We start from the raw sequence: 19025 nt of genomic DNA, 5'->3' as shown, positions 1-19025 counted from the left end.
CAGTGTCTTCATAGACGCAGTTAAGTCTTCAGTCTCTTTCTCAGACACTTTCGATTCCGAGAGAATTGCAGTGTTTTTGGCGTGCAACTTTTCTTGGTTCTATTAGAAAGCCACTAACAATTTTGCTCTATAGAAAAGACGATCATCCAAGCTGACAGCTTTTTCCGCTGACCCGACAAGTGCGCCTCAAATCCAATGTCCACTTCGGGCTGAGACCGGTCCTCAGCAACCAAAGAGCCAACGGCAAACTTGTCCGCATTGCGGTCGCTCGCGATATTTGGGCGAACGTCTGCACCGAGCCCGGAGCAGTCGTTACAGCGGGCAGATATTTTGCCTAAGTCTTCGATATCATGAGGTAGTGAGTACCGGTTGCGACCAAAATTTGACCGTCAATTACGGGGTTCGTATTTCGATGCTGTCGCATTTGCCTCAGATGCCCTTGGCGGAGCCGAGTCCACCAATCGGGCAATCAAAAAAAGAAATTTACCAGTCATCGATATTAAAACTCACCCGTTCTGTCACGGACCTTGAAACCACTTTCCATGATAAGCGTTGTAGGCTCTTTTATCGACGACACAGCCTTTTTAACGTCAATGCTCTCAACGCTTTGGGTCAAATAGGTTTTATAAAAGTAACGCGCGTTGGTTGTGTCAGCCGCTGACGTCCATAGTGTGTAGTCAGTGTGTATGCCATCGCCAACTGCCTCGCGAATAGAGCCCTTTGGAATGTCAAAAACGTTCAAGATGTGGAATGCTTTAAATATTGCGTCGTCCACGTCATCAGACGGAAGAGATGTATTCGCGAAAGCAACAGCTCGGACAAATCGAGCTGGAGATGAATGGTCACCCGGCAAGCCCAACAGGCCGCTGCCTTGTCCGAATGGCGCGATGTTTTCTGAGCCTACTGTCATCAAACCGCGATTTTCACTTTGGAGGCCAACATAATTTCTGAGATTGGTCAGGTGCCAATCGTAAGTTGGGTTGTTTGTGACAGCATTAACTGTGTTGTCATAAACTGTAAGGCCGCTCTTGGTGTACTCAATAACAATTGAGGTGCCCGTTGAGTCTGTCACCGCATAGTGAAACGGCGCAAATCCGTCAATTTCGGCCACGTACGTACCCACGACGTCAATGGATGGAAGTGCCGCTTTAACTTCAGCGACTGTGGAGAACTGGCCAAGAATCCAGTTTCCCATTTCTTCGGATGAAACGGCACGGTCGCGATTTTCACCCGTCAATTCAGAGAATACCGCGTCACCGGCAAAGTAAAAAGCGCCAAAGTATAAGCCTTCTGTGTTAACGCCATCAAACACAATTGGCATGTCCAATCCGTTTGCACCAAGAAAGCCGTATTTTGCCTCGTACGCGAAGCCCGTCACATCAGGATTCAAACCGAGTGTTTCAATCGATGTCCCGGATGGAACCGCAAAAATATTTGACTGAATGTCAAAACCAAACTCCATGGTCCGCGCAGGCACTGTTGTGCCGTCTGCCGACTTAAGAACGATTCCTGTGCATGCCAAGGCGGATTGAGTCGTTATAGCCACGGCCAACAACGCCGAACTCACAAGCTTACTTAGCTTCAGAACGCTAACTCGTTTCATTGGCCTACTTCCTTTTTTAACCTTGCGCTGTTGTAGTTACGGTAGCGAAACTGAATCGGATCGAAATGACAGCTAACATGCAAGATTCAAGTTCAAAGCCATCATTCGCTGCGATGATCGTGAATGACAATGTTTTGGCCATTCGGGTGGATAAACACAAAAGGTGCGAACGTCGGGCAAGTCCGCATGGCAGACATTCATCGCAGATACAGCGAAGGTCCACTTTGAGCCCAAAGCAACTGATGCCGCGCGTTGGGTGAATGTCTGAAGTTGTTAAGTAGCTTTGCACAGATTGGGTAGAAGTAGCGCTGATCGCTACTGAGTATTTGGCTTTCTAAAGTGATCCATATTCCCATTTAAGAAGCTCAGCGTGGCCTCCAGAAATGCGTTCCAATCCGGGCTTTTGGGCATGGGAACGTGATTTGCCGAATCCAGAACCAGTAGTTCAGAACTTGCGATGCCTGCGGCCAATTTGCGGGCCTGGGACAGCGGGTGGATTGAATCGTTGCGGGCATGAACGATCAACGTTGGGCATTGCACCATGGGCAAGAGGTCAGCCACCGACGCATCGCTATGCGATTTCCGCATGCGCAACATGTTTTCTGCCGGACAGGACTTTTGCAGGATCTCGACGATATCCTTGGCCAGATCCAGCGGGCCTTCTGGGAAGTAAAGCAACGAATAGGCCAATAGGAAGCTGCTATCCGGCTTATCCCACCCTTCGGAGATCATGCCCAGCATTTCTGGAGTGCCAGTGGTGTTCTGCCGCACATTCCGGCCTTCAACATAACCGCCATTCAAAACCATGGATTGAACCCGGTCTGGATAGTGCGCGGCCAGAAATACCGCGGAAAGGGCCGAGCCCGATTGGCTGAACAAGCTGAACCGGTCCAGCCCGATGGCATCGGCAACACTCAACAGATCATAGGCGACGGCCTCGACCCCTGTGGAGTCCATTTCAAGATCAGAATGGCCGCTGCCCATTTCGTCGAAGCGTACCAGCGTGTTATTCGCGCGGATTGCGTCGAGCAACGGGCGAAAAAACGGGGAATTCCAGTCGGCTTCGATACTGGTTCCGCCAAAAGTCGTGTAGATGATCGGAGGCCCTTCGCCTGTTACGGTATAGGCGAGAGACTTGTCTTCGCGGTTTTTCGTGAACTGGAGCCGTGGCGAAAGCTCTCTGGATTGGGCATCATCTGCGGTTTCAACAACCTCCACCTCGGCACAACATAAAAAGCCGCGCCGCGCCACGGTTCGGATAACTGCCTGAGATTGCCCGTCATCGCCGACCGCGCGTCGCGCTGCGGCAACGCAGGCGCTGATCGCAGATTCTGAGACAATACGCCCTTGCCAGATGCGTTCGATCAATGTGTCGCGGCTGATCAACTCACCTGCGTTTTTCACCAAAAGCAACAAGAGATCGAACACCTTCGGTTCAATCGAAACCGGTGCTCCTGAATGCCTCAGACTGTGCTGCTCGGGGTCGAGAACAAAACTGCCAAACTTGTACTTTTGCATAGCTCGCACTGTGTCTTCTTTCGCAATTGGGTCAATCACAGGAAAATCCTAAGAGTTTCCCAAGGTCTTCCTCAAGCGCAAACGTAGTGGTTCGGTGACATTCCTGAGACAACTGAAGTCACAGAGGAAGTTAAGATGGACTCCATGAAAATCGCGGAAATGGCACAGGATTACACAAATGCCTGGAACTCGAAATCCGCTGAGGCCGTTGCTTCATTTTATGCACAGGACGGCGAGATCGTGATCAATCTGGGTGAGCCGTGGTCCGGTCGGGACCGGGTGCAGGATATGGCAGATGGCTTTTTCAGAGATGTGCCAGACCTGACGCTCACCTGCGATGACGTGCGCATTTCCGGGCAGCACGCGCTCTTTCTGTGGACTTTCACGGGGCATGACGCAACCAGTGGCAATCCTCTCAAAATCCATGGTTGGGAGGAATGGGATTTGAACCACGAGATGGAAGTTCAGGCTTCACGAGGATGGTTTGACGCAGATGCGTACTCACATCAAACAGGGAATGGATGACAGCCTGGCAAAAGCAGGCCTTGGCGCAGCCGCAGCGAATTGGTGCTTCGTCCGCAATTCGGTCTCAGCCAAAATTCAGCCGACCGTCCGCAATTTGGCGTGAAACTGCAGTTGAAATATGCTTGTTTCTAGGTCTAGCCCCCAGAGTGTACAAAAATTGTGTCGTAGACGAACCGAGCCGCCGCCGATCTAACCGCGAAGCTGCACGACCTTTGCCTCAGTCTGGCTCACGTAATCGGCCCACTTCTGCATGAGGATGCGCCGCTTATCCAGCAGATCCGAGCGCGCATAGGCCCGCTCGACCTTGTTGCCGACTATATGGGCCAGCGCATTTTCAGCGACTTCGAACCCTGCCGCCTCGGTATCCTGCACCCACGTCCTGAACGACGTGCGGAAGCCATGGACACGCCCGGCTTCATTCAAATGCTTCAATACCATTGACATTGCTACGTCGCTCACACCGCCCGCAGCGCGTGAGCTGGGAAAAAGGAAGTCGTTTCGGGCCGTGGATCTGCATTGCTCGACGACGTTCAGCGCTTCGTTTGAGAGCGGAATGCGGAAATCTTGCACCTTGCCCCGTTCTCCCTTCATCCGTTCTTGCGGGGCAGTCTACACGTCGCCGTCAATCTCACTGAAACGAGCCCCGGGCACCGGCATTCCCCGCGCCGCCGTCAAAATCGTGAAGCGCAGTTCCAGGTAAGAGGGATGTTCTTTGTCGAGCCTCGAATATAAATCAGGAACTTCTTACCATGGTGTCGCGGGCAGGGGCTGTGAAACCCGATCTGCATATCCGAGCATATGACGAGCTTTGTCACAGATGAACGGTTTTGCCTCGTAGTCCATAAGCTTCGCCTGACGTAGCACCATCCGTTTTCGATAGAGGGCTTTGTCTGCGGTTTCGTGTTTGATGCTCCAGATCGGTTTCAGCGCGTCGTGAATGTCACGCGCAGCTAGGGTGCTGACACGGCGCTTGCCAATCTTGACGTTACATAGAGCTTTCAGAGGGAGAACCAGCGTCCGCGCACACCATCACCGCGAAGACTTTCCTTCCGCGCCTCAAACACTATTGCCGCCACTTCCTCAAAGGTCGGGTCGTTTTGACTGTTCTCCGCTTCAAGTCTCTGACGCTCACGCTCTGCAATCGGATCTTCGCCGTGCTCAGCATAAGCGGCCCACTTTGAACGCTCCCTGCGTGCGTCCGATAGCGACATGTCAGGATATGAACCCAACCCCATGTCCCGACGCTTGCCGTTAACTTGGAATCGGTAAAACCAGCGCCCGCCATTCTTTGACGTTTTTAGGGATAGCCCGCCGCCGTCTTGAATGACGCTGCCGGAAGGCACGTTCTTTACTTGAGTTACGGAAAGCCAGTTATCGCCTCTTGCCATATCTGCCCCACACTTGCTGTGGGTTGATTTGCAACATGTTGACACAAGTTGCTACAAGTGAAATTTGCAAAACCCAACACTAGCAACAGAGTACGTTTTTATTTGCACCATGTTGCAACGGAAACATGGTGCTCACCGCCCGCACCACACAAGAATTCCGAAATTGTGCAATGACTTACATGTACTTGGCCGAATGCGCGGCGGCGATCTTGCGACTGCTGCGATGACCCCACAAAACTCCGCTGTTCAATTGTGCCATAATGGTTAGCCTAAACCGGAAACCCCAATTGTCGGATCAGTTTCCAAATGTCCCTGTTTGCGGCTGACAGCTGTTCAACGACTGCTTCGATCTGGCGCAGGGCATTCTCGTCGACGGTGTCTTCACGGCCGAGTTTTATGTCGGTTTTGCGGTCAGCAATCCGCATTAGGATTGTTTTCGGGTTTCCGCTTTCAGGGTCGAAGGAATAGATGCAATGGTTGTACTTGTTGCGAATACCAGAAAGCTTGGCCAGCCGTTGTGTATGCTCAAGGATCGGATCGCGGATCAGGGCCGGACGCCCTTCCATTTTTGCAAGTCTTTCAACCAGATCGATTCGCGCCCGGGTGGTGTTCAAAGTCAGGAAAATGATGACGGCAACGTCCTTCGACGTGTCGGTCAGCCCGGCGATCAGGTGGATCAACAGGCTCTCGGTGTTGGTCCACATATAGTTCAGCCTGCCGACCAAAAGGATCAGGCGGTCGAACCGGGCTTCAAAAGGATCAGTCAAAGGCTGTCTGCTGCGCCTCATGAGGCGCAACCTCGAAATAGAAATGAGCCGCCGCCGTCCGGTTGCTGACACCGATCTTGCCGACAACATTATGCATGTGCAGCTTGACCGTGTGTTCTGTGATGCCCAGCTTGGCCGCAATCAGTTTGTTGCTTTTGCCTTGTGAGACCAGTTGCAGAACCTGCTTTTCGCGGCGTGTCAGCTTGGAGTATTGTGCATGCCGATCCACGCCGTTCGATGCAATAGTTTCCCGTTCCCGAAGTCTATCAGGCGCGTGTTGACAGGGGGAAGAGACACAGTCAGCCAGAAAACTGGGAAGATATAGTTCTTCATGCATCAGCAATCTGAGGATGGCGCGCCACGCGTCCGGTGCGACATTCATCGGCAGAAAGCCAACATCTCCAAACTGCGCTCGGTTCCAGCTTTCGAACATGTGTCTGGCCGAATCTTCCTTGCGATAGGCAAAGGCAAGGCAACCGGAACCTGTACTATTGGTATATGCCCTGGGACGCGCCAGCAGGTCTTCGATCAACATCTGATCCACAACGACGATCTTGCCGCTGTCCGGAACATGTTCGCGCATGGCCTCGAGTGTTTCGAAGCGAAAAGCGCAGATCCCATATTCAGTTTGAACGCTTCTTAGAGTTTGATTTGAATAGAATAGTTCTTTTCCGAGGAAGATAATCGGAAAATCTTCTGAACAAATACCGTGACTGCCAGTTTTATTGATCAAAGACTCACTCATTACACTCCCTCACAAAGCGGGGTTAACCGGAAATTGCGTTATTGAAATCTAATTACCGGAGCAAAAGTAGTTAACTAATCAAAGAATTACGTATGTTTAATTGTAGCAGAAAGCGTGAATTTCTACAACCAGACGGTATAGTTCGTGTGTCGGGGATATAGAACTATTGGTTAGGTTTTCCTGCGCGAATTTGTGTAACTGGCGGAAACAATTGCACTTATTTTTTGTTACTTTCTTCATATAGAACTTTTGGGCGTGGTTTGGCGGCAGTCTCAAATTCTTACAAAATAAATATTAAAAACAACAAGTTAACCGTATCAGAACTTTCAGTTAGCTAGTCGCGAACGCATACCGCTGCAAACATGGGCGGGCTTTAATTGTCAAAGCGTCTGTCCCTGTCGTGTCCGTTCCTTGCGCATTTCAGCATTGATTGAGAACGGTCGCGTTTTCGGCTTAGCCGGGAAAGGAGGTGGCCTCAGGAAAACTAATGTTTACCGCATTCAGTGTGTTCGAACGCTGTGTGGGGAATTTTGTTTCAATCACGCCCGTTGCCGCTTTGTAGATGAATGGCGGTCAGGCGTTCCAGAAATGGGAATTAGTTATGAGACGCAATGTAAACAATACCAATGTAACGACCGTTGACGAAATTATTGTCGAAAACCTGGATGCTCCGGTGGATGTTGAAATTCAGGTTGATGAGGCTCTTGTCGAAGCCGACGTGACTGCGCAACAGCAGCAGCAGGACCAAAACGTAGAAAACGCCAACGAACAGGGTCAGGACCAGGGCCAGGATCAGGGTCAGGACCAGGGCCAAGACCAAGGTCAGGACCAGGGTCAGGATCAGGACCAAGGTCAGGATCAAGATCAGACGCTTAATGCCGGAGACAACACCAACGACAACTCCAACAACAACGAAATCAACATCGATTTCGGCGGCGGCGAGTGGATTCCGCGCGACGACGATCAGGTTGATCTGGATCTCGGCGACTCGGCGACAGTGGGTGACGTGATCACGGCTGGCCGCGATCTGACCTATGATCCCGGCGATGACATGAATCTGGATGTCTCGATGGATGGCGCCGGAACAGCGATGTCATCCGTGAACAGCCAGGTCGCCAGTCTGAGTGATGATGACACGTTGGATTCACCAAGCGTATCCAACAATGCCGACTTCTACCAGAACGGCGACGCCAATGGTGGCACGGCAACTGCGGCTGAAGGCATCAGTTCGGATGCTACCGGCGGTAAATCGGGTGACGGCGGAACCAGCTATGGTGGTGCGGCCGATTCATCAACGCTGGGTAGCCACGCGTGGGCTGACGGTGGTGACACCGGCAGTGCCGATGCCGATTCCAGCGGCGGCCGGGGCGGATCGACCGGTGACGCGAGCAATGCCAGCAATGGTGTTGGTATGGCGGGCGCAGGATCCGACGGTGACAGTGCCGGTGGAGATGGTGGTGCCGCGGATGGCTCAGCGTCGTCTGACAACGATGGCAGCACAAGTGCAGATGGTACGGGTACCGGTGGAGCCGGCGGCAGTGCGGATTCGTTTGGTCTGGGTCTGGGGCTGGGTCTGTCCGGTTCGAATGCAGCCGGTAACGCAAACGGCGGCGACAGCGACTCCGACTCGACTGGAACGGGTACCGGGACGGCGGATAACGCCGCGGACGCGTCCGGAGCGGACGGTGGTGATGGTAACGCTGCGGCAGATGGTTCGGCCTCGAACACCAGCGACAGCAACACCGACGCAAATGATGCCACTGCTGGTGACAACACAGCGGATGGCACTGCTGACAGCGGCGCGGACAGCTCGGCTGACGGCTCTGGTGGAACCGGAACCGGTGGCGACGGAACTGGCGGTGACGGCACTGGCGGTGACGGAACCGGCGGCGACGGCACCGGCGGCGACGGTGAAGGTGGCTTCGGCGCGATGGTGGAAGCTGCAATCATGGCTCTGCAGGAAGAGCTAGGCATGATTGACGCTGAAGCAGGCGAAGGCGGTGACGGAACCGGCGGTGATGGAACCGGTGGCGACGGAACAGCCGGCGACGGTTCCGGCGGCGACGGCTCGGGCGGCGACGGTTCTGGTGGAACCGCTGACGCGAATTCCGATGCTCAGGGCGTTGGTGATCAGTCGGCAAGCGGGCCGGATATTGACCAGAGCCCGGGTGACGTGAACGGCGCAGCCAGCAATTCGCAAGATACCGACGGCAGCGGCGGTAACGGAGGGTCAAACGCGGCCGACGGCGCTGCGGATGCGGCCGGTACCGGAACGTCAGCTGCTGACGGCGACGGCGGCGCGGGCGGCAGTACAACGCCAACATCGACGTCTACCGGAAACGGAGCAGGGTCTGCCGATGCCGCAAATACCGCGGGCGATGGCGGAGCAGCGGACGTCTTCGGAGATGCCGATACAAACGGCGCGGCTGACAGCCTGGCCGAGGCAATTGCCGGATACGGTGGCGAAGGCAGTTCCGACAATGATGCTACATCGACCGGCTCCGGCGACGCGACCGGTTCTGCCGACTCGGGCTACGGTGGTGCCGGTGGCGCATCCGCCGCGGACGGCGGAACCAGCGGAGCTTCGATGGGCAGCGCAACGTCAGGCGATACCATGGGTGGCACGATCACCGGTGGTAACGGCGGCGGCGCCTATTCAGGCGACGGTGGTGCCGGCGGCAATGGTGGTGCCTGGGGCGCGAACAACGGCGGCGATGGTATCGTAACCGGAGAGTCCTATGCATCGGCTGCAGCAGTCGTTGATACGTCTGCGTTCAACCAGTCGATCATCATGGGCGCCAACGTTCTGGGCAACACGGTCGATACGACCATGGTGGGTGGTTCGATGACCATGTCCCACGCCAGCGACGACACAGACGTTTAAGTCAAACGGCAGGGCTCGCATTTTCGGGCCTTGCATCTTTCGAAAATGCCGGGGCCGCAAAACGCGGCCCCGGCCCAACTGAACCCAAAGCGGAAATTTCGAGCCGTTGCGGGCATAAAGGATAACCGACATGGCACTTGACGGTATTACAGAAACGATAGCGCATTTTGTTGGAACATTCGAAATTACGATTGAACAGGCCCGACTGAGGGATCAGTACGAAGAGTTCAGCGCGCTGAGGCGGAAAGCTGAAATAGATGGGCTAGAGGACCCGACCTCGATTCACATCAAAGCTGATCTGGATATCCCGTCGGGCGAGTATAAAGCCCTGCCATTCAATTTCCTTCCCTCTCAACCAGAATTGCCATTACCACAAGCACCTGATGGACCGGTGTATGAGTCAGCGGTCATCCTTAGTGGTGACAGCGCGGTGTCTCAGCGATTTGTTCCGGACAGCATATCCGGCCCGTCTTCTGCGCCGGAGCTGATTGTTCTGCGGCCCGAGACAGTGCCATTGGGTTCGGCAATGACCTTCACCGTGCAAAAGGTGGTCATGCGCGACAACGATACGGTGGGCGAAGGAGACTTTCGTGATACCGGGGCGCTGATCGCTCAGGGCGAAGAGGTTCTGGACCTGGCGTTGTCGTTTCATGGCGTGGCAGCCCCATCGTTTTCACTCGCGGATTACAAATCAACCGAGATGGTTGAGGCGCTGGCCCAGCAGATGCTGACCCCGGTGAGCGCGAACGTGGACGGCGTTACCGTGCATCAGTTTCATGGCGATGACGCGTTGGGTGTGATCGTCAATAGCAAGTATGTTGACGAGGCCCCAGTCTGGACGGACATTCTGCCTGAGTTCCATCAACAGGACGAAGCAGGCGAGGACGTGGCAGAGGCCATGCTTCCGGACGAGTGGGATCAGTCGAAGGATCCTGAATTTGACGACGGACACCTTGTCGTGACCGGAGGCAACCTTGCGATCAATGCCTTCTCGGCATCCGTAGGTTGGGTTGATGCCCCCTATATCGCCGTCGGAGGGCAGGCGATCAGCCTTACCGCCATAAGCCAGGTTGCGCTTGTATCTGATTGGGATGTGGGGGCGCCGGGCGCGGGCAGTGGCACCGATGTGATTCAGTCCTCGAAGATCGAAGTCGAAGGCCGCGTTGCCCCCTGGCTTGATGACGCCGCCGGAACCTCCGGACAACCCGAATTCATCGTTGCGGATTGGGTGCACGGTGATCTGGTTGTGGCAAACTTCATCAAGCAGGTTATCGACGCCACGGATATCGACAACATTCAGACAGAGATTTCGGCCGCATCGACGTTGTACGCGATGGGCGATAACGAGATGTTCAATGTCACCGACATAGTACAGCTGGGCAGCTTTTATGACCTGATCATGATCGATGGAAACATGATTTCCGTGGATATGTTGTATCAGACCAGCGCCCTGATGGATGATGATATCATCAGCGGTGGTATGCCCGGGGCAATGACCGGAGATGATGAAAACCTGATCATGAATGACGCGTCCGTCAAAACGATAGGCGAAGATACTCATCAGGATTTGCAACAGAACCTGTCCGACGCCATGGCGCTTGAACAAACGGATATGGATGCGCTGGAGGATGCGTTGCTCAACGATCCCATGTTCGCCGGGATGGAGCAGTTGCGCGTGCTCAAGATCGACGGAGACCTGTTGCAGGTGAACATCGTTGAGCAGGTCACCATGATGCTGGATCAGGATCAGATTGACCTGTCCGGTCCAAATGCAGCCGATACCGAGGTCGTCGCTGGCAGCAACGCCCTGTTGAACGCCGCGAACCTGACCAAAATGGGTGTGGATTCAACTGTTATGGCCGCTGACGGGTCTTACTCTGACCTGCTGCTTCATCAAGCCAGCCTGATTGACGTTCCAAACAACGAAGAAATCACAGAGATGACGAATGAGGCAATCGCTGCAATCATGGACGACATGTCCATGCCGCAACCGGATGCCGCACTGGCATTGAACGCACCATCCACTGACGCAACGACACCAGATGACGGCCTGCAAACCATGCTGGCCTGACCCTCCCGAATTTTTACCGAGTGACCAGAAGGTTTGTAAATGTCGATTGTTTTTTCGTCGCGCCGTCCGTTCTTATCCAGTCCATTGGACAGGCAGGGCGGTTCGGGTCCACAGCGTCAGTGCGCTGGCGATGGCCCGGATCCTACGACACGGGCACAAAAGGTCAAAGCCCGATTGCACCTGACGCAGGAGATGCGTGTGTCTGAGCCTGATCAAAATGCGACGGTTGAGACCGAAGAGTCGCAGCAATCTGTAGACCAAAAACACGCTCGCGAACAACGGCGCGCTGATCCTCCCCATCAGCGTGCACAGCCGCAGCCCGCGCAAGATGAAGACCCGGTGGGTGGTGGCAATGGGGTGGCCGACGCCGACGGCCTGGATCCGACATCCGCCGGGGACTCGACTGCGCGCAAGACCCCCTCTGCACGCGCACCCGGTGAGAGCGGCATAGGCACCACGATCGAGGCCAAGGCAAACCAGCCACTGTTGCAAACCAAGACCGGCGGCGGTGATGGGAACGGGCCACCCCAAACCTTCCACAAACGCACCCCACCCGAGGATTTCCAGCGCACGTTACGCGTTTCGACACGGGCAATCTGGCGCAATCTTGCGTTTGTTCTGGTCCTGACCTGCGCCACGAATGTCCTGATCCTGGCGATTCCGATTTATCTGTTCCAAATCAGTGACCGGGTCCTGACCAGCCGGTCGCTGGACACGCTGATCATGCTGACGGCTATCGTTGCGGGGGCGGTGGTCTTTCAGTCTGCCTTCGATGCGGTGCGGCGGTTCATGCTTATGCGCACGGGCGTTGAGGTGGCGGCCCGGCTGGGCGCACCTGTACTTAGCGCGGCGGCCCATGCGTCGTTGCATGGAAACGGGCGCGAGTATCAGACGTTGGGCGATCTGCAACAGCTTCGTGGTTTCCTGGTGTCCGGTACGCTGATCTCGTTTCTGGACGTGCCGTTTGCGCCATTGTTCATCCTGATGATTTTTCTGGTGCATCCGGAACTGGGGATGATCGTGGTGGTTACTGCGCTGATCTTGATGACGATTGCGCTGATCAACCAAAAAATGACAGCCAAGCCGTTTGCCGAGGCGAACAAGGCGCAGTCCATGGCGAACCTGCATCTGGATTCGATGTCGCGCAACAGCCAGATCATTAACGCTTTGGCGATGATTCCCGAAGCAGTGCGAATCTGGGGGCGGGACACAGCCCAATCATTGACCTGGCAGGTACGGGCACAGGACCGAAACGTGATCTTCGCTGCAATTTCGCGCGCCGTTCGCCTGCTGACGCAGATCGGAATACTGGGCTGGGGCGCGTTTCTGGCCCTGCAGGGAGAGATCACGGGTGGTATGGTGATTGCGGCCTCGATCATTGCCGGGCGCGCCTTTGCGCCAATTGAAGGCTCGATTGAAGGGTGGAACAGCTATCTGCTGACACGCGGGTCTTATGGGCGGATCAAGGCGCTGCTATCGACCTCGGCCCTGCAATACGAAAAACTGCGCTTGCCTCGCCCCGAAGGTCGTCTGGATGTCGAACGTCTGCTCTATGTGCCGGGCGGAACCAAACGCGTGGTTCTGAACGGTATTACGTTCTCGCTGGTTCCCGGCGAAACACTGGCCATTATCGGCAATTCAGGTGCGGGGAAAACCACGCTTGGGAAAACTCTTGTCGGGTCCATTCTGCCCACATCGGGCAGTGTAAGGCTTGACCTGATGGACATCCGCAACTGGGATCCGCGCCAGTTTGGCGAAAGCATCGGCTACCTGCCACAGGATGTTCAGCTATTCCCCGGCACGATCAAGGACAATATCGGACGGATGCGGGTGGATGCCACAGACGAACAGATTCACGATGCCGCCGTTCTGGCCGATGTTCATAACATGATTGCGACTCTGCCGCAGGGATATGAGACCGTGGTGGCCGCTGATGGGTCGCCCTTATCCGGTGGTCAGAAACAACGTATCGCACTGGCGCGGGCATTCTTTGGCAACCCCAGAATGGTTGTGCTGGATGAGCCGAACTCAAACCTTGACGTCGCTGGGGACAAGGCGCTTGCGCGTGCCATTGAGCAGGCGCGTGCGAGCAAGATCACCGTGGTTGTTATCACGCAGAAACCAACGCTGTTGAACGTTGTCGACAAGATCATGCTTTTGACCGACGGGCGCGTGGCCCTGTTCGGTCAGCGAGACCAGGTTCTTCAGCAGCTCAATGGGCCGCGCAAACAGACCGGCATTGAAGGCCGGCAGGGGGGCTGACCATGAATGACCTCGTACCTGTGAACAACTCCGACAATGATCCAGATGTGTGGTATGCTGAGGTTCCACGCTCGATCAACAGGTTCATTGTGATCGGGCTGGTCATGCTTGTCGTGTGTTTCGGCGGTTTCGGGGTCTGGTCCTTCAGCGCTCCGCTGGCCGCTGCGGTCATCGCGCAAGGCAGCTTCGTCGCCACGGGTCGGAACAAGATAGTACAACACCTTGAGGGCGGCATCATCGAAGACATCAAAGTCGTGGAAGGTCAGTCGGTTCAGGCGGGTCAGGTGCTGATGACGTTGGATCAGACTTCGGCCCAGGCCAATGAGCGTGAGCTGTTTATTCGCAAGCTGCGCCTTCAGGCTATGACCGAGCGGCTGCTGGCGGAGTACGGGGAACGCGACCGCCTCGTGTTTTCGCCGGAACTGATCGAAGCCGCCAAAGATGTTGAAATAATGGCCATTCTTGACGGGCAAAAGCTCAGCTTCGATGTGTCGCGCAAGACTCTGCTGAATGACTTGGCGCTGTTGGAACGCAACATGGAAGCGCTGAAAATCCGGGCCAGCGGATTTGAGGCTCAGCTGGACAGCATGACCCGGCGAGCCGAGATATTGCAGGAGGAGTTTGAGGCCAAGAGCCAGCTGTTCGAGAAAGGCCTTGTTCGCAAAGGGGATTTGAACACCATCCGTCGTGTTCAGGCCGAAGCCGAAGGGCAGCAGGCCCGGTTGCAGGCGGAAGCCGCCGAAATCAACCAGATGCTGCTGAAATATGACGAACAGATTACGCGTACGCGGTCCGCCTATCGTGAGGCCGCGTTGGACGAACTGGGCGTTATCGAAGCCGATCTGGAAAGCGTTCGTGAAAAATCCCGTCAGGCCCGCAGCGTTCTTGACCGGGCCGTAGTGCGCGCGCCTGTGACCGGAACGGTGGTGCGATTGCACTATCATACGCCGGGCGGTGTGATTGAAACCGGGGAACCGATAGCCGAGATACTGCCCGCAGATGCGCCCCTGATCATCGAGGCACAGATTCCGCGCACCGAGATTGACAGTGTTGTTGCGGGGCAGACCGCCACTGTACGCCTGATCGCATTGAATCAGCGCACGACGCCTGTTTTGTACGGAGAAGTCTTCTATATCTCGGCCGATTCATTGCTTGAGGATTCGACCGGTGTTCCGCAAGAAGTCTATCTGGCGCGGATCTCACTCACTCCGGATGAGTTGCACCGCGTCAGCGGCTTTGTTCCGACCCCGGGGATGCCCGCTGAAATCATGATTCAAACCGAAGAACGCACCTTTGCGGCCTATATCGCCAAACCGGTATCAGACAGCATGTCGCGCGCGTTTCGGGAGCAATAACGCGGTCGCTCTCCTTCACGCCTACACCTTCTAATTCTCGCATGTTAACCTCTGCGCGGCGACGTAGAGGAGAACTTGCATGCCGGTGACGGTCAAAGACATGATGGAGGCCGCCAATGCGGTGGTCGAGCGTATCGATACTGCCCAGGCAAAGGCCATGATCGAACAGGGGGGGCTGCTGCTGGATATTCGCGATGCGAATGAGCTGGAAAACACTGGTCGCGCCGCCGGGGCGCATCATATACCCCGTGGCATGCTGGAATTTCGGGCAGACGATGCATTGCAATCACATGACCCCGAACTGCGCAAGGAACGCCCCATCGTGTTGTACTGCGCATCAGGTGGGCGCGCGGCTTTGGCCGGAAAGCTTCTGAAGGATATGGGATATCAGAAGGTGTATAATCTCGGTGGGTTGGCCGACTGGGTGAATGGAGGCGGTGAAACCGTCAAATCCTAGGTCCGGAACAGCCTGCATCTGACACAAATCAAAGTGCAACACATTCGAATCGTGAAACATTTGGCCGGAAGTCATCAGAAGGAAAACCCGGCCATGTTTCGTCTTGCCGCTATGCTGTATTCACTGATTGCAACTGCTCTGTCAGGTTCGGCCATTATCGCCGTGCTGTCGGCTGGAATGGTGTCTGTCAGCGCGATCATTGGCGCCGCAGCCGCAGGGGCTGTACTCGCCGCTCCGGCATCCTGGATGGTAGCCCGGCGGCTGTATCAAGGCGCGTGATCAGGCGTTCAGGAATGTCCTGACGGCAGCTTCGAACTCACGCGGTTTCTCGGCATGCAGCCAATGTCCGGCACCGGGGATTTTGGCAAAACGCGCTCCGGGAAACAACGTGCGGATTTTATCGCGATGCTCAGGCAGGACGTAGTCTGACGCGCCCCCTGACAGGAACAGCGCGGAACCTTGCCACAGGGCGTCCAGATCTGGAAAGCCCATGATATTTGGCATCTGGTCTGCCAACACATCCAGGTTCAGCAACCAACGCTTTCCCTTGATGTCCAGCGATTGGGTGAAAAAGCTCCGCAATGCTTTTTCAACGCCCTGCTCGGCCAATTGCTGCTCGGCATCCGAGCGGCGTGCAATGCGCGAGAAGTCCACGGCACGCATGGCTTCGATAAACTGAATTTGGCTGTGCGTGTATTTCACCGGCGCAATATCTGCGATCACCATTTTGTTCACCAGGTCGCCGTGTTGCAGCGCAAGTGTCATCGCGGCCTTACCGCCCATTGAATGCCCAAGCACATCTGCTGTCCCGCCAATCTGCTCGATGACCTCGGCAATATCCTGCGCCAGATGGGGATAGTCATGGCAAGGATCCCACGCACTGTAGGCGTGGTTACGCATGTCGACTGCAACAACTTGCCGCTCGTCCGATAACCGTCTGGCAATCACGCCCCAATTTCGGGCCGATCCATATAGGCCATGGGCAATCACAAGAGGCGGTCGGGCGGTTGGTTCACCATGTACTATCGTGTTCAGCATGTTTCGCGTGATACAAGTCACCGCTGGAAACGACCAGCCCCATTGTAGGTCTTTGTAGCTGCCGTTAGATTGCCCCCGCAGGAGGCAACATATGTCGCAGGACCCAGACATTCAAACCCGGATCGCCGAGACGGTTGTTTTGCTGCGCGCAAAAATTGGAGTGCGCGACAGGACGCTCGAGGCGTCGATCCGCAAGGCCAAACGCCGACTGCCGCGCCGCGTCTACAAGCAGGCGCTGTTTCTGGCCCGGGCCGAGGCGATGGCATCTCATCCCAAGCTGAGGCTGGTTCTGGATAATCCCAAGCTGATCAAGGCGTCCGACGTTGTGCGGGATCATCTGGGGTCCATCAACCTTGCCGACCGCAGATGGGGCTGGTTTCTCGGCCTGTTGGGAGGGCTGGCTTTCAACATGCTGGCATTGGCGACACTGCTGCTGGTCTTTCTGGGGTGGCGCGGCTTGATCTGACCTTGCATTCTGGACTATGCGCTAAGTTCTGAACGTGGTTCAATCCCGAGGGCGCGATGTCAACGAAAGCACAGATCCGGCGTGAACTGCTCCGCGAAAAGCTGGTCGAGGCGGCAGAAACCCGCATTGACCAGAATGGCCTGAGCGACCTTCGGGCACGGGATCTGGCCAAAGATGCAGGATGTGCGCTGGGCGCGATTTACAACGTATTCGAGGATCTCAACGCAATTGTCATGGCCGTGAACGGGCGTACGTTCAAACGTCTGGGGCAGGCAGTCGGTACGTCTTTTGACGGCAGTGAACCTCCGGTGCAGCGGTTGATTGTCATGAGCACGGCTTATCTGCATTTCGCCGATGAAAACGCGAACCTGTGGCGGGCCTTGTTCGACTTGCAGATGTCCGATGATGGCCCTGTGCCCGACTGGTATCGCAACGCGTTGAAAGAGTTGTTTTCCTTCATTGCTGAGCCGGTCAGCGAACTGTTTCCCGAACTGGATCGGGTTGAGATGGATCTGATGACGCGCGCGCTGTTCTCGTCGGTTCACGGGATCGTCACCCTTGGGCTTGAAAACCGCATTTCAGGTGTGCCGCCAGAACAGATCGAACGCATGATCGCGCAGGTTCTTTCACGTATTGGAAACAAATAGTTTCTTGAACGGCGTTCATTGGGTTGTTATCTCCGCGTTGTGAACGATGTTCATGAAGTGGAGGAACACATGTTCAGTACCCTGAAGACTTTGATTGATGGTGCAAACGCCAGGGCCGAAAACCGCTTGAGGGACAGTTTTTCTATTGAACTGATTGATCAGAAAATCCGCGAAGCAGAACAGAACCTCAAGGCGGCAAAGCTGACGCTGGCCAGCCTGATTCAGAAGCAGCGTAGTGAAATCCGACAGGTCGAGACCCTGCAAGCCCGTATTGACGACCTGATGGCGCGGGCGCGTCAGGCGTTGTAGGACGATCGACAGGATCTTGCCCAAACCGCGGCGCAGGCGGTTGCAGATCTGGAAAACGAATTGGCGCTGCGCAAACAGACCGAGGGCCGGCTCGAAGCGCGCATCCTGCAATTGCGCCATTCAGTTCAGGCGGCGAGCCGCCGCATTCTGGATTTCAAGCAAGGTGCAATCTCTGCACGCGCCGTAAAACGAGAGCAAGGGCTGCAAAAGTTGCTGAACCGACATCTGGGTGGCGACAGCCCGATAGACGAAGCTGAGGCGCTGATTGCTCGCGTGATGAAACAGGATGACCCGTTCGAGCAATCCGAAATCTTGCGAGAGATTGACGCCGGGATGGACCACTCAAACCTTGCTGCCCGAATGGAAGAAGCCGGATATGGCCCCAAAACGCGGGCAACCGCATCAGATGTTCTGAAGCGCCTCAAGGCGCAAACAGACAATTGAAAATCGACCAATATCAACATGCTTTGACAACAGGAGACTTCCAATGACCAATCGAAACGAAAATGCCCTTATTCTCATGTTGAACGGCGCAGGCGTTGCTGTTGCCTACGCTTTGCTGACTATTTCACTGTACCTGTCGACCGATGTTCCGCTGGCTACCAAGGGTTATTGGGGCATGGGTATCGTTCTGCTGACGCTTAGCCTGATAAACGTGGTCAAATATCGCTTCGACGCGCGCTCGGCCGAGGATCGCATCAATCGGATTGAAGAGGCGCGAAATGAAAAATTGTTGGAGGATGTACTTAATGAGCCGTCATCTGTCGGTTGATCAAAGCCGCCTCGTGTAACCACGGCGCTTGGCCCAACGGTATCTCTGACGCCAGCATTCAGTCATATGGGCAAGTGGTCTGAAAAAAAGAACGGCGCCGCCGGGACGCCGTTTTTTGTTAGAAGATGGGCCGATTACAAGTTCGGATAGATCGGGAATTTGGCGCAGAGGTCTGCGACTTCGGCCTTGACCTTGGCTTCGACAGCGCTGTTGCCGTC

20 protein-coding genes are annotated in these 19025 nt (G+C 55.4%); 12 read left to right on the top strand and 8 right to left on the bottom strand.

The window, feature by feature from the left end:
* Positions 1 to 499 precede the first annotated feature (499 nt).
* Both AC2FFA_RS10850 and AC2FFA_RS10845 read right to left on the bottom strand, forming a co-directional pair.
* Positions 500 to 1603 (bottom strand): linear amide C-N hydrolase, encoded by a 1104-nt coding sequence (locus AC2FFA_RS10850; RefSeq protein ID WP_496851692.1) that lies wholly within the window; start codon positions 1601 to 1603, stop codon positions 500 to 502.
* A gap of 315 nt (positions 1604 to 1918) precedes the next feature.
* Positions 1919 to 3121: an alpha/beta hydrolase gene (locus tag AC2FFA_RS10845; RefSeq protein WP_496851691.1), complete on the bottom strand. Its 1203-nt coding sequence runs from the start codon at positions 3119 to 3121 to the stop codon at positions 1919 to 1921.
* A 135-nt stretch (positions 3122 to 3256) separates the two neighbouring features.
* On the opposite strand from AC2FFA_RS10845, the gene AC2FFA_RS10840 reads away from it, so the two are divergent.
* On the top strand, positions 3257 to 3646 hold the full coding sequence (locus tag AC2FFA_RS10840; protein WP_496851690.1) for a nuclear transport factor 2 family protein: 390 nt from the start codon (positions 3257 to 3259) through the stop codon (positions 3644 to 3646).
* Positions 3647 to 3835: 189 nt separating this feature from the next.
* Here AC2FFA_RS10840 and AC2FFA_RS10835 read toward each other — a convergent pair whose 3' ends face one another.
* The 5 genes from AC2FFA_RS10835 to AC2FFA_RS10815 all read right to left on the bottom strand — a co-directional run bounded on the left by AC2FFA_RS10835 (position 3836) and on the right by AC2FFA_RS10815 (position 6384).
* The gene (locus AC2FFA_RS10835; RefSeq protein WP_496851689.1) at positions 3836 to 4237 is read right to left on the bottom strand and encodes a tyrosine-type recombinase/integrase; all 402 of its coding nucleotides are present in this window, start codon (positions 4235 to 4237) and stop codon (positions 3836 to 3838) included.
* 153 nt (positions 4238 to 4390) lie between these two features.
* Complete coding sequence (locus tag AC2FFA_RS10830) at positions 4391 to 4648, bottom strand: phage integrase central domain-containing protein (RefSeq protein ID WP_496851854.1); 258 nt, start codon at positions 4646 to 4648, stop codon at positions 4391 to 4393.
* The gene (locus AC2FFA_RS10825) at positions 4645 to 5034 is read right to left on the bottom strand and encodes an Arm DNA-binding domain-containing protein (protein ID WP_496851688.1); all 390 of its coding nucleotides are present in this window, start codon (positions 5032 to 5034) and stop codon (positions 4645 to 4647) included. Before AC2FFA_RS10825 ends, AC2FFA_RS10830 begins: the two co-directional genes overlap by 4 nt.
* A gap of 269 nt (positions 5035 to 5303) precedes the next feature.
* Positions 5304 to 5801 (bottom strand): hypothetical protein, encoded by a 498-nt coding sequence (locus tag AC2FFA_RS10820; RefSeq protein ID WP_299640899.1) that lies wholly within the window; start codon positions 5799 to 5801, stop codon positions 5304 to 5306.
* Positions 5794 to 6384: a helix-turn-helix transcriptional regulator gene (locus tag AC2FFA_RS10815; protein ID WP_496677593.1), complete on the bottom strand. Its 591-nt coding sequence runs from the start codon at positions 6382 to 6384 to the stop codon at positions 5794 to 5796. The genes AC2FFA_RS10820 and AC2FFA_RS10815 overlap by 8 nt, the downstream gene beginning before the upstream one ends.
* 763 nt (positions 6385 to 7147) lie before the next feature.
* Between AC2FFA_RS10815 and AC2FFA_RS10810 the strand changes: the two genes are divergently transcribed.
* From AC2FFA_RS10810 to AC2FFA_RS10785, 6 genes are all read left to right on the top strand, one after another.
* Positions 7148 to 9430 (top strand): hypothetical protein, encoded by a 2283-nt coding sequence (locus AC2FFA_RS10810; RefSeq protein ID WP_299898845.1) that lies wholly within the window; start codon positions 7148 to 7150, stop codon positions 9428 to 9430.
* 130 nt (positions 9431 to 9560) lie between these two features.
* Positions 9561 to 11501 carry a type I secretion protein gene (locus AC2FFA_RS10805; protein ID WP_496851687.1) on the top strand — a complete coding sequence of 647 codons (1941 nt, stop codon included), beginning with the start codon at positions 9561 to 9563 and terminating at the stop codon, positions 11499 to 11501.
* Between the two features lie 39 nt (positions 11502 to 11540).
* Positions 11541 to 13763 (top strand): type I secretion system permease/ATPase, encoded by a 2223-nt coding sequence (locus tag AC2FFA_RS10800; RefSeq protein ID WP_496851686.1) that lies wholly within the window; start codon positions 11541 to 11543, stop codon positions 13761 to 13763.
* A 2-nt stretch (positions 13764 to 13765) separates the two neighbouring features.
* Positions 13766 to 15118 (top strand): HlyD family type I secretion periplasmic adaptor subunit, encoded by a 1353-nt coding sequence (locus tag AC2FFA_RS10795; RefSeq protein ID WP_496851685.1) that lies wholly within the window; start codon positions 13766 to 13768, stop codon positions 15116 to 15118.
* A gap of 79 nt (positions 15119 to 15197) precedes the next feature.
* Positions 15198 to 15575 carry a rhodanese-like domain-containing protein gene (locus AC2FFA_RS10790; RefSeq protein WP_299898853.1) on the top strand — a complete coding sequence of 126 codons (378 nt, stop codon included), beginning with the start codon at positions 15198 to 15200 and terminating at the stop codon, positions 15573 to 15575.
* Positions 15576 to 15668: 93 nt separating this feature from the next.
* Positions 15669 to 15854: a hypothetical protein gene (locus tag AC2FFA_RS10785; RefSeq protein ID WP_496851684.1), complete on the top strand. Its 186-nt coding sequence runs from the start codon at positions 15669 to 15671 to the stop codon at positions 15852 to 15854.
* Here the strand turns inward: AC2FFA_RS10785 and AC2FFA_RS10780 are convergent, their stop codons facing one another.
* Complete coding sequence (locus AC2FFA_RS10780; RefSeq protein ID WP_496851683.1) at positions 15855 to 16613, bottom strand: alpha/beta fold hydrolase; 759 nt, start codon at positions 16611 to 16613, stop codon at positions 15855 to 15857. It lies immediately after the preceding gene.
* Between the two features lie 91 nt (positions 16614 to 16704).
* On the opposite strand from AC2FFA_RS10780, the gene AC2FFA_RS10775 reads away from it, so the two are divergent.
* From AC2FFA_RS10775 to AC2FFA_RS10755, 5 genes are all read left to right on the top strand, one after another.
* On the top strand, positions 16705 to 17079 hold the full coding sequence (locus AC2FFA_RS10775) for a hypothetical protein (RefSeq protein ID WP_496851682.1): 375 nt from the start codon (positions 16705 to 16707) through the stop codon (positions 17077 to 17079).
* 56 nt (positions 17080 to 17135) lie between these two features.
* Positions 17136 to 17726 carry a TetR/AcrR family transcriptional regulator gene (locus AC2FFA_RS10770; protein ID WP_496851681.1) on the top strand — a complete coding sequence of 197 codons (591 nt, stop codon included), beginning with the start codon at positions 17136 to 17138 and terminating at the stop codon, positions 17724 to 17726.
* A 69-nt stretch (positions 17727 to 17795) separates the two neighbouring features.
* Positions 17796 to 18035: a PspA/IM30 family protein gene (locus tag AC2FFA_RS10765; protein ID WP_496851680.1), complete on the top strand. Its 240-nt coding sequence runs from the start codon at positions 17796 to 17798 to the stop codon at positions 18033 to 18035.
* Between the two features lie 60 nt (positions 18036 to 18095).
* Positions 18096 to 18479, top strand: a complete 384-nt coding sequence (locus tag AC2FFA_RS10760) for a PspA/IM30 family protein (protein ID WP_496851679.1) — start codon at positions 18096 to 18098, stop codon at positions 18477 to 18479.
* Positions 18480 to 18522: 43 nt separating this feature from the next.
* Complete coding sequence (locus tag AC2FFA_RS10755) at positions 18523 to 18807, top strand: YiaA/YiaB family inner membrane protein (RefSeq protein WP_496851678.1); 285 nt, start codon at positions 18523 to 18525, stop codon at positions 18805 to 18807.
* The last annotated feature ends 218 nt before the right edge of the window (positions 18808 to 19025 follow it).

The sequence above is a fragment of the Ruegeria sp. YTSB088 genome, assembly GCF_059609825.1.
The sequence above is the reverse complement of the archived record's forward strand: the minus strand, read 5'-3'. Positions and strand labels throughout refer to the sequence as shown.

Excerpts from the sequence above, each read along its gene's own strand:
- AC2FFA_RS10850 (WP_496851692.1), bottom strand. The coding sequence starts at position 1,603 with ATGAAACGAGTTAGCGTTCTGAAGCTAAGTAAGCTTGTGAGTTCGGCG.
- AC2FFA_RS10845 (WP_496851691.1), bottom strand. The coding sequence starts at position 3,121 with ATGCAAAAGTACAAGTTTGGCAGTTTTGTTCTCGACCCCGAGCAGCAC.
- AC2FFA_RS10840 (WP_496851690.1), top strand. The coding sequence starts at position 3,257 with ATGGACTCCATGAAAATCGCGGAAATGGCACAGGATTACACAAATGCC.
- AC2FFA_RS10835 (WP_496851689.1), bottom strand. The coding sequence starts at position 4,237 with ATGAAGGGAGAACGGGGCAAGGTGCAAGATTTCCGCATTCCGCTCTCA.
- AC2FFA_RS10825 (WP_496851688.1), bottom strand. The coding sequence starts at position 5,034 with ATGGCAAGAGGCGATAACTGGCTTTCCGTAACTCAAGTAAAGAACGTG.
- AC2FFA_RS10815 (WP_496677593.1), bottom strand. The coding sequence starts at position 6,384 with ATGCGCGAACATGTTCCGGACAGCGGCAAGATCGTCGTTGTGGATCAG.
- AC2FFA_RS10810 (WP_299898845.1), top strand. The coding sequence starts at position 7,148 with ATGAGACGCAATGTAAACAATACCAATGTAACGACCGTTGACGAAATT.
- AC2FFA_RS10805 (WP_496851687.1), top strand. The coding sequence starts at position 9,561 with ATGGCACTTGACGGTATTACAGAAACGATAGCGCATTTTGTTGGAACA.
- AC2FFA_RS10800 (WP_496851686.1), top strand. The coding sequence starts at position 11,541 with ATGTCGATTGTTTTTTCGTCGCGCCGTCCGTTCTTATCCAGTCCATTG.
- AC2FFA_RS10795 (WP_496851685.1), top strand. The coding sequence starts at position 13,766 with ATGAATGACCTCGTACCTGTGAACAACTCCGACAATGATCCAGATGTG.
- AC2FFA_RS10790 (WP_299898853.1), top strand. The coding sequence starts at position 15,198 with ATGCCGGTGACGGTCAAAGACATGATGGAGGCCGCCAATGCGGTGGTC.
- AC2FFA_RS10785 (WP_496851684.1), top strand. The coding sequence starts at position 15,669 with ATGTTTCGTCTTGCCGCTATGCTGTATTCACTGATTGCAACTGCTCTG.
- AC2FFA_RS10780 (WP_496851683.1), bottom strand. The coding sequence starts at position 16,613 with ATGCTGAACACGATAGTACATGGTGAACCAACCGCCCGACCGCCTCTT.
- AC2FFA_RS10775 (WP_496851682.1), top strand. The coding sequence starts at position 16,705 with ATGTCGCAGGACCCAGACATTCAAACCCGGATCGCCGAGACGGTTGTT.
- AC2FFA_RS10770 (WP_496851681.1), top strand. The coding sequence starts at position 17,136 with ATGTCAACGAAAGCACAGATCCGGCGTGAACTGCTCCGCGAAAAGCTG.
- AC2FFA_RS10765 (WP_496851680.1), top strand. The coding sequence starts at position 17,796 with ATGTTCAGTACCCTGAAGACTTTGATTGATGGTGCAAACGCCAGGGCC.
- AC2FFA_RS10755 (WP_496851678.1), top strand. The coding sequence starts at position 18,523 with ATGACCAATCGAAACGAAAATGCCCTTATTCTCATGTTGAACGGCGCA.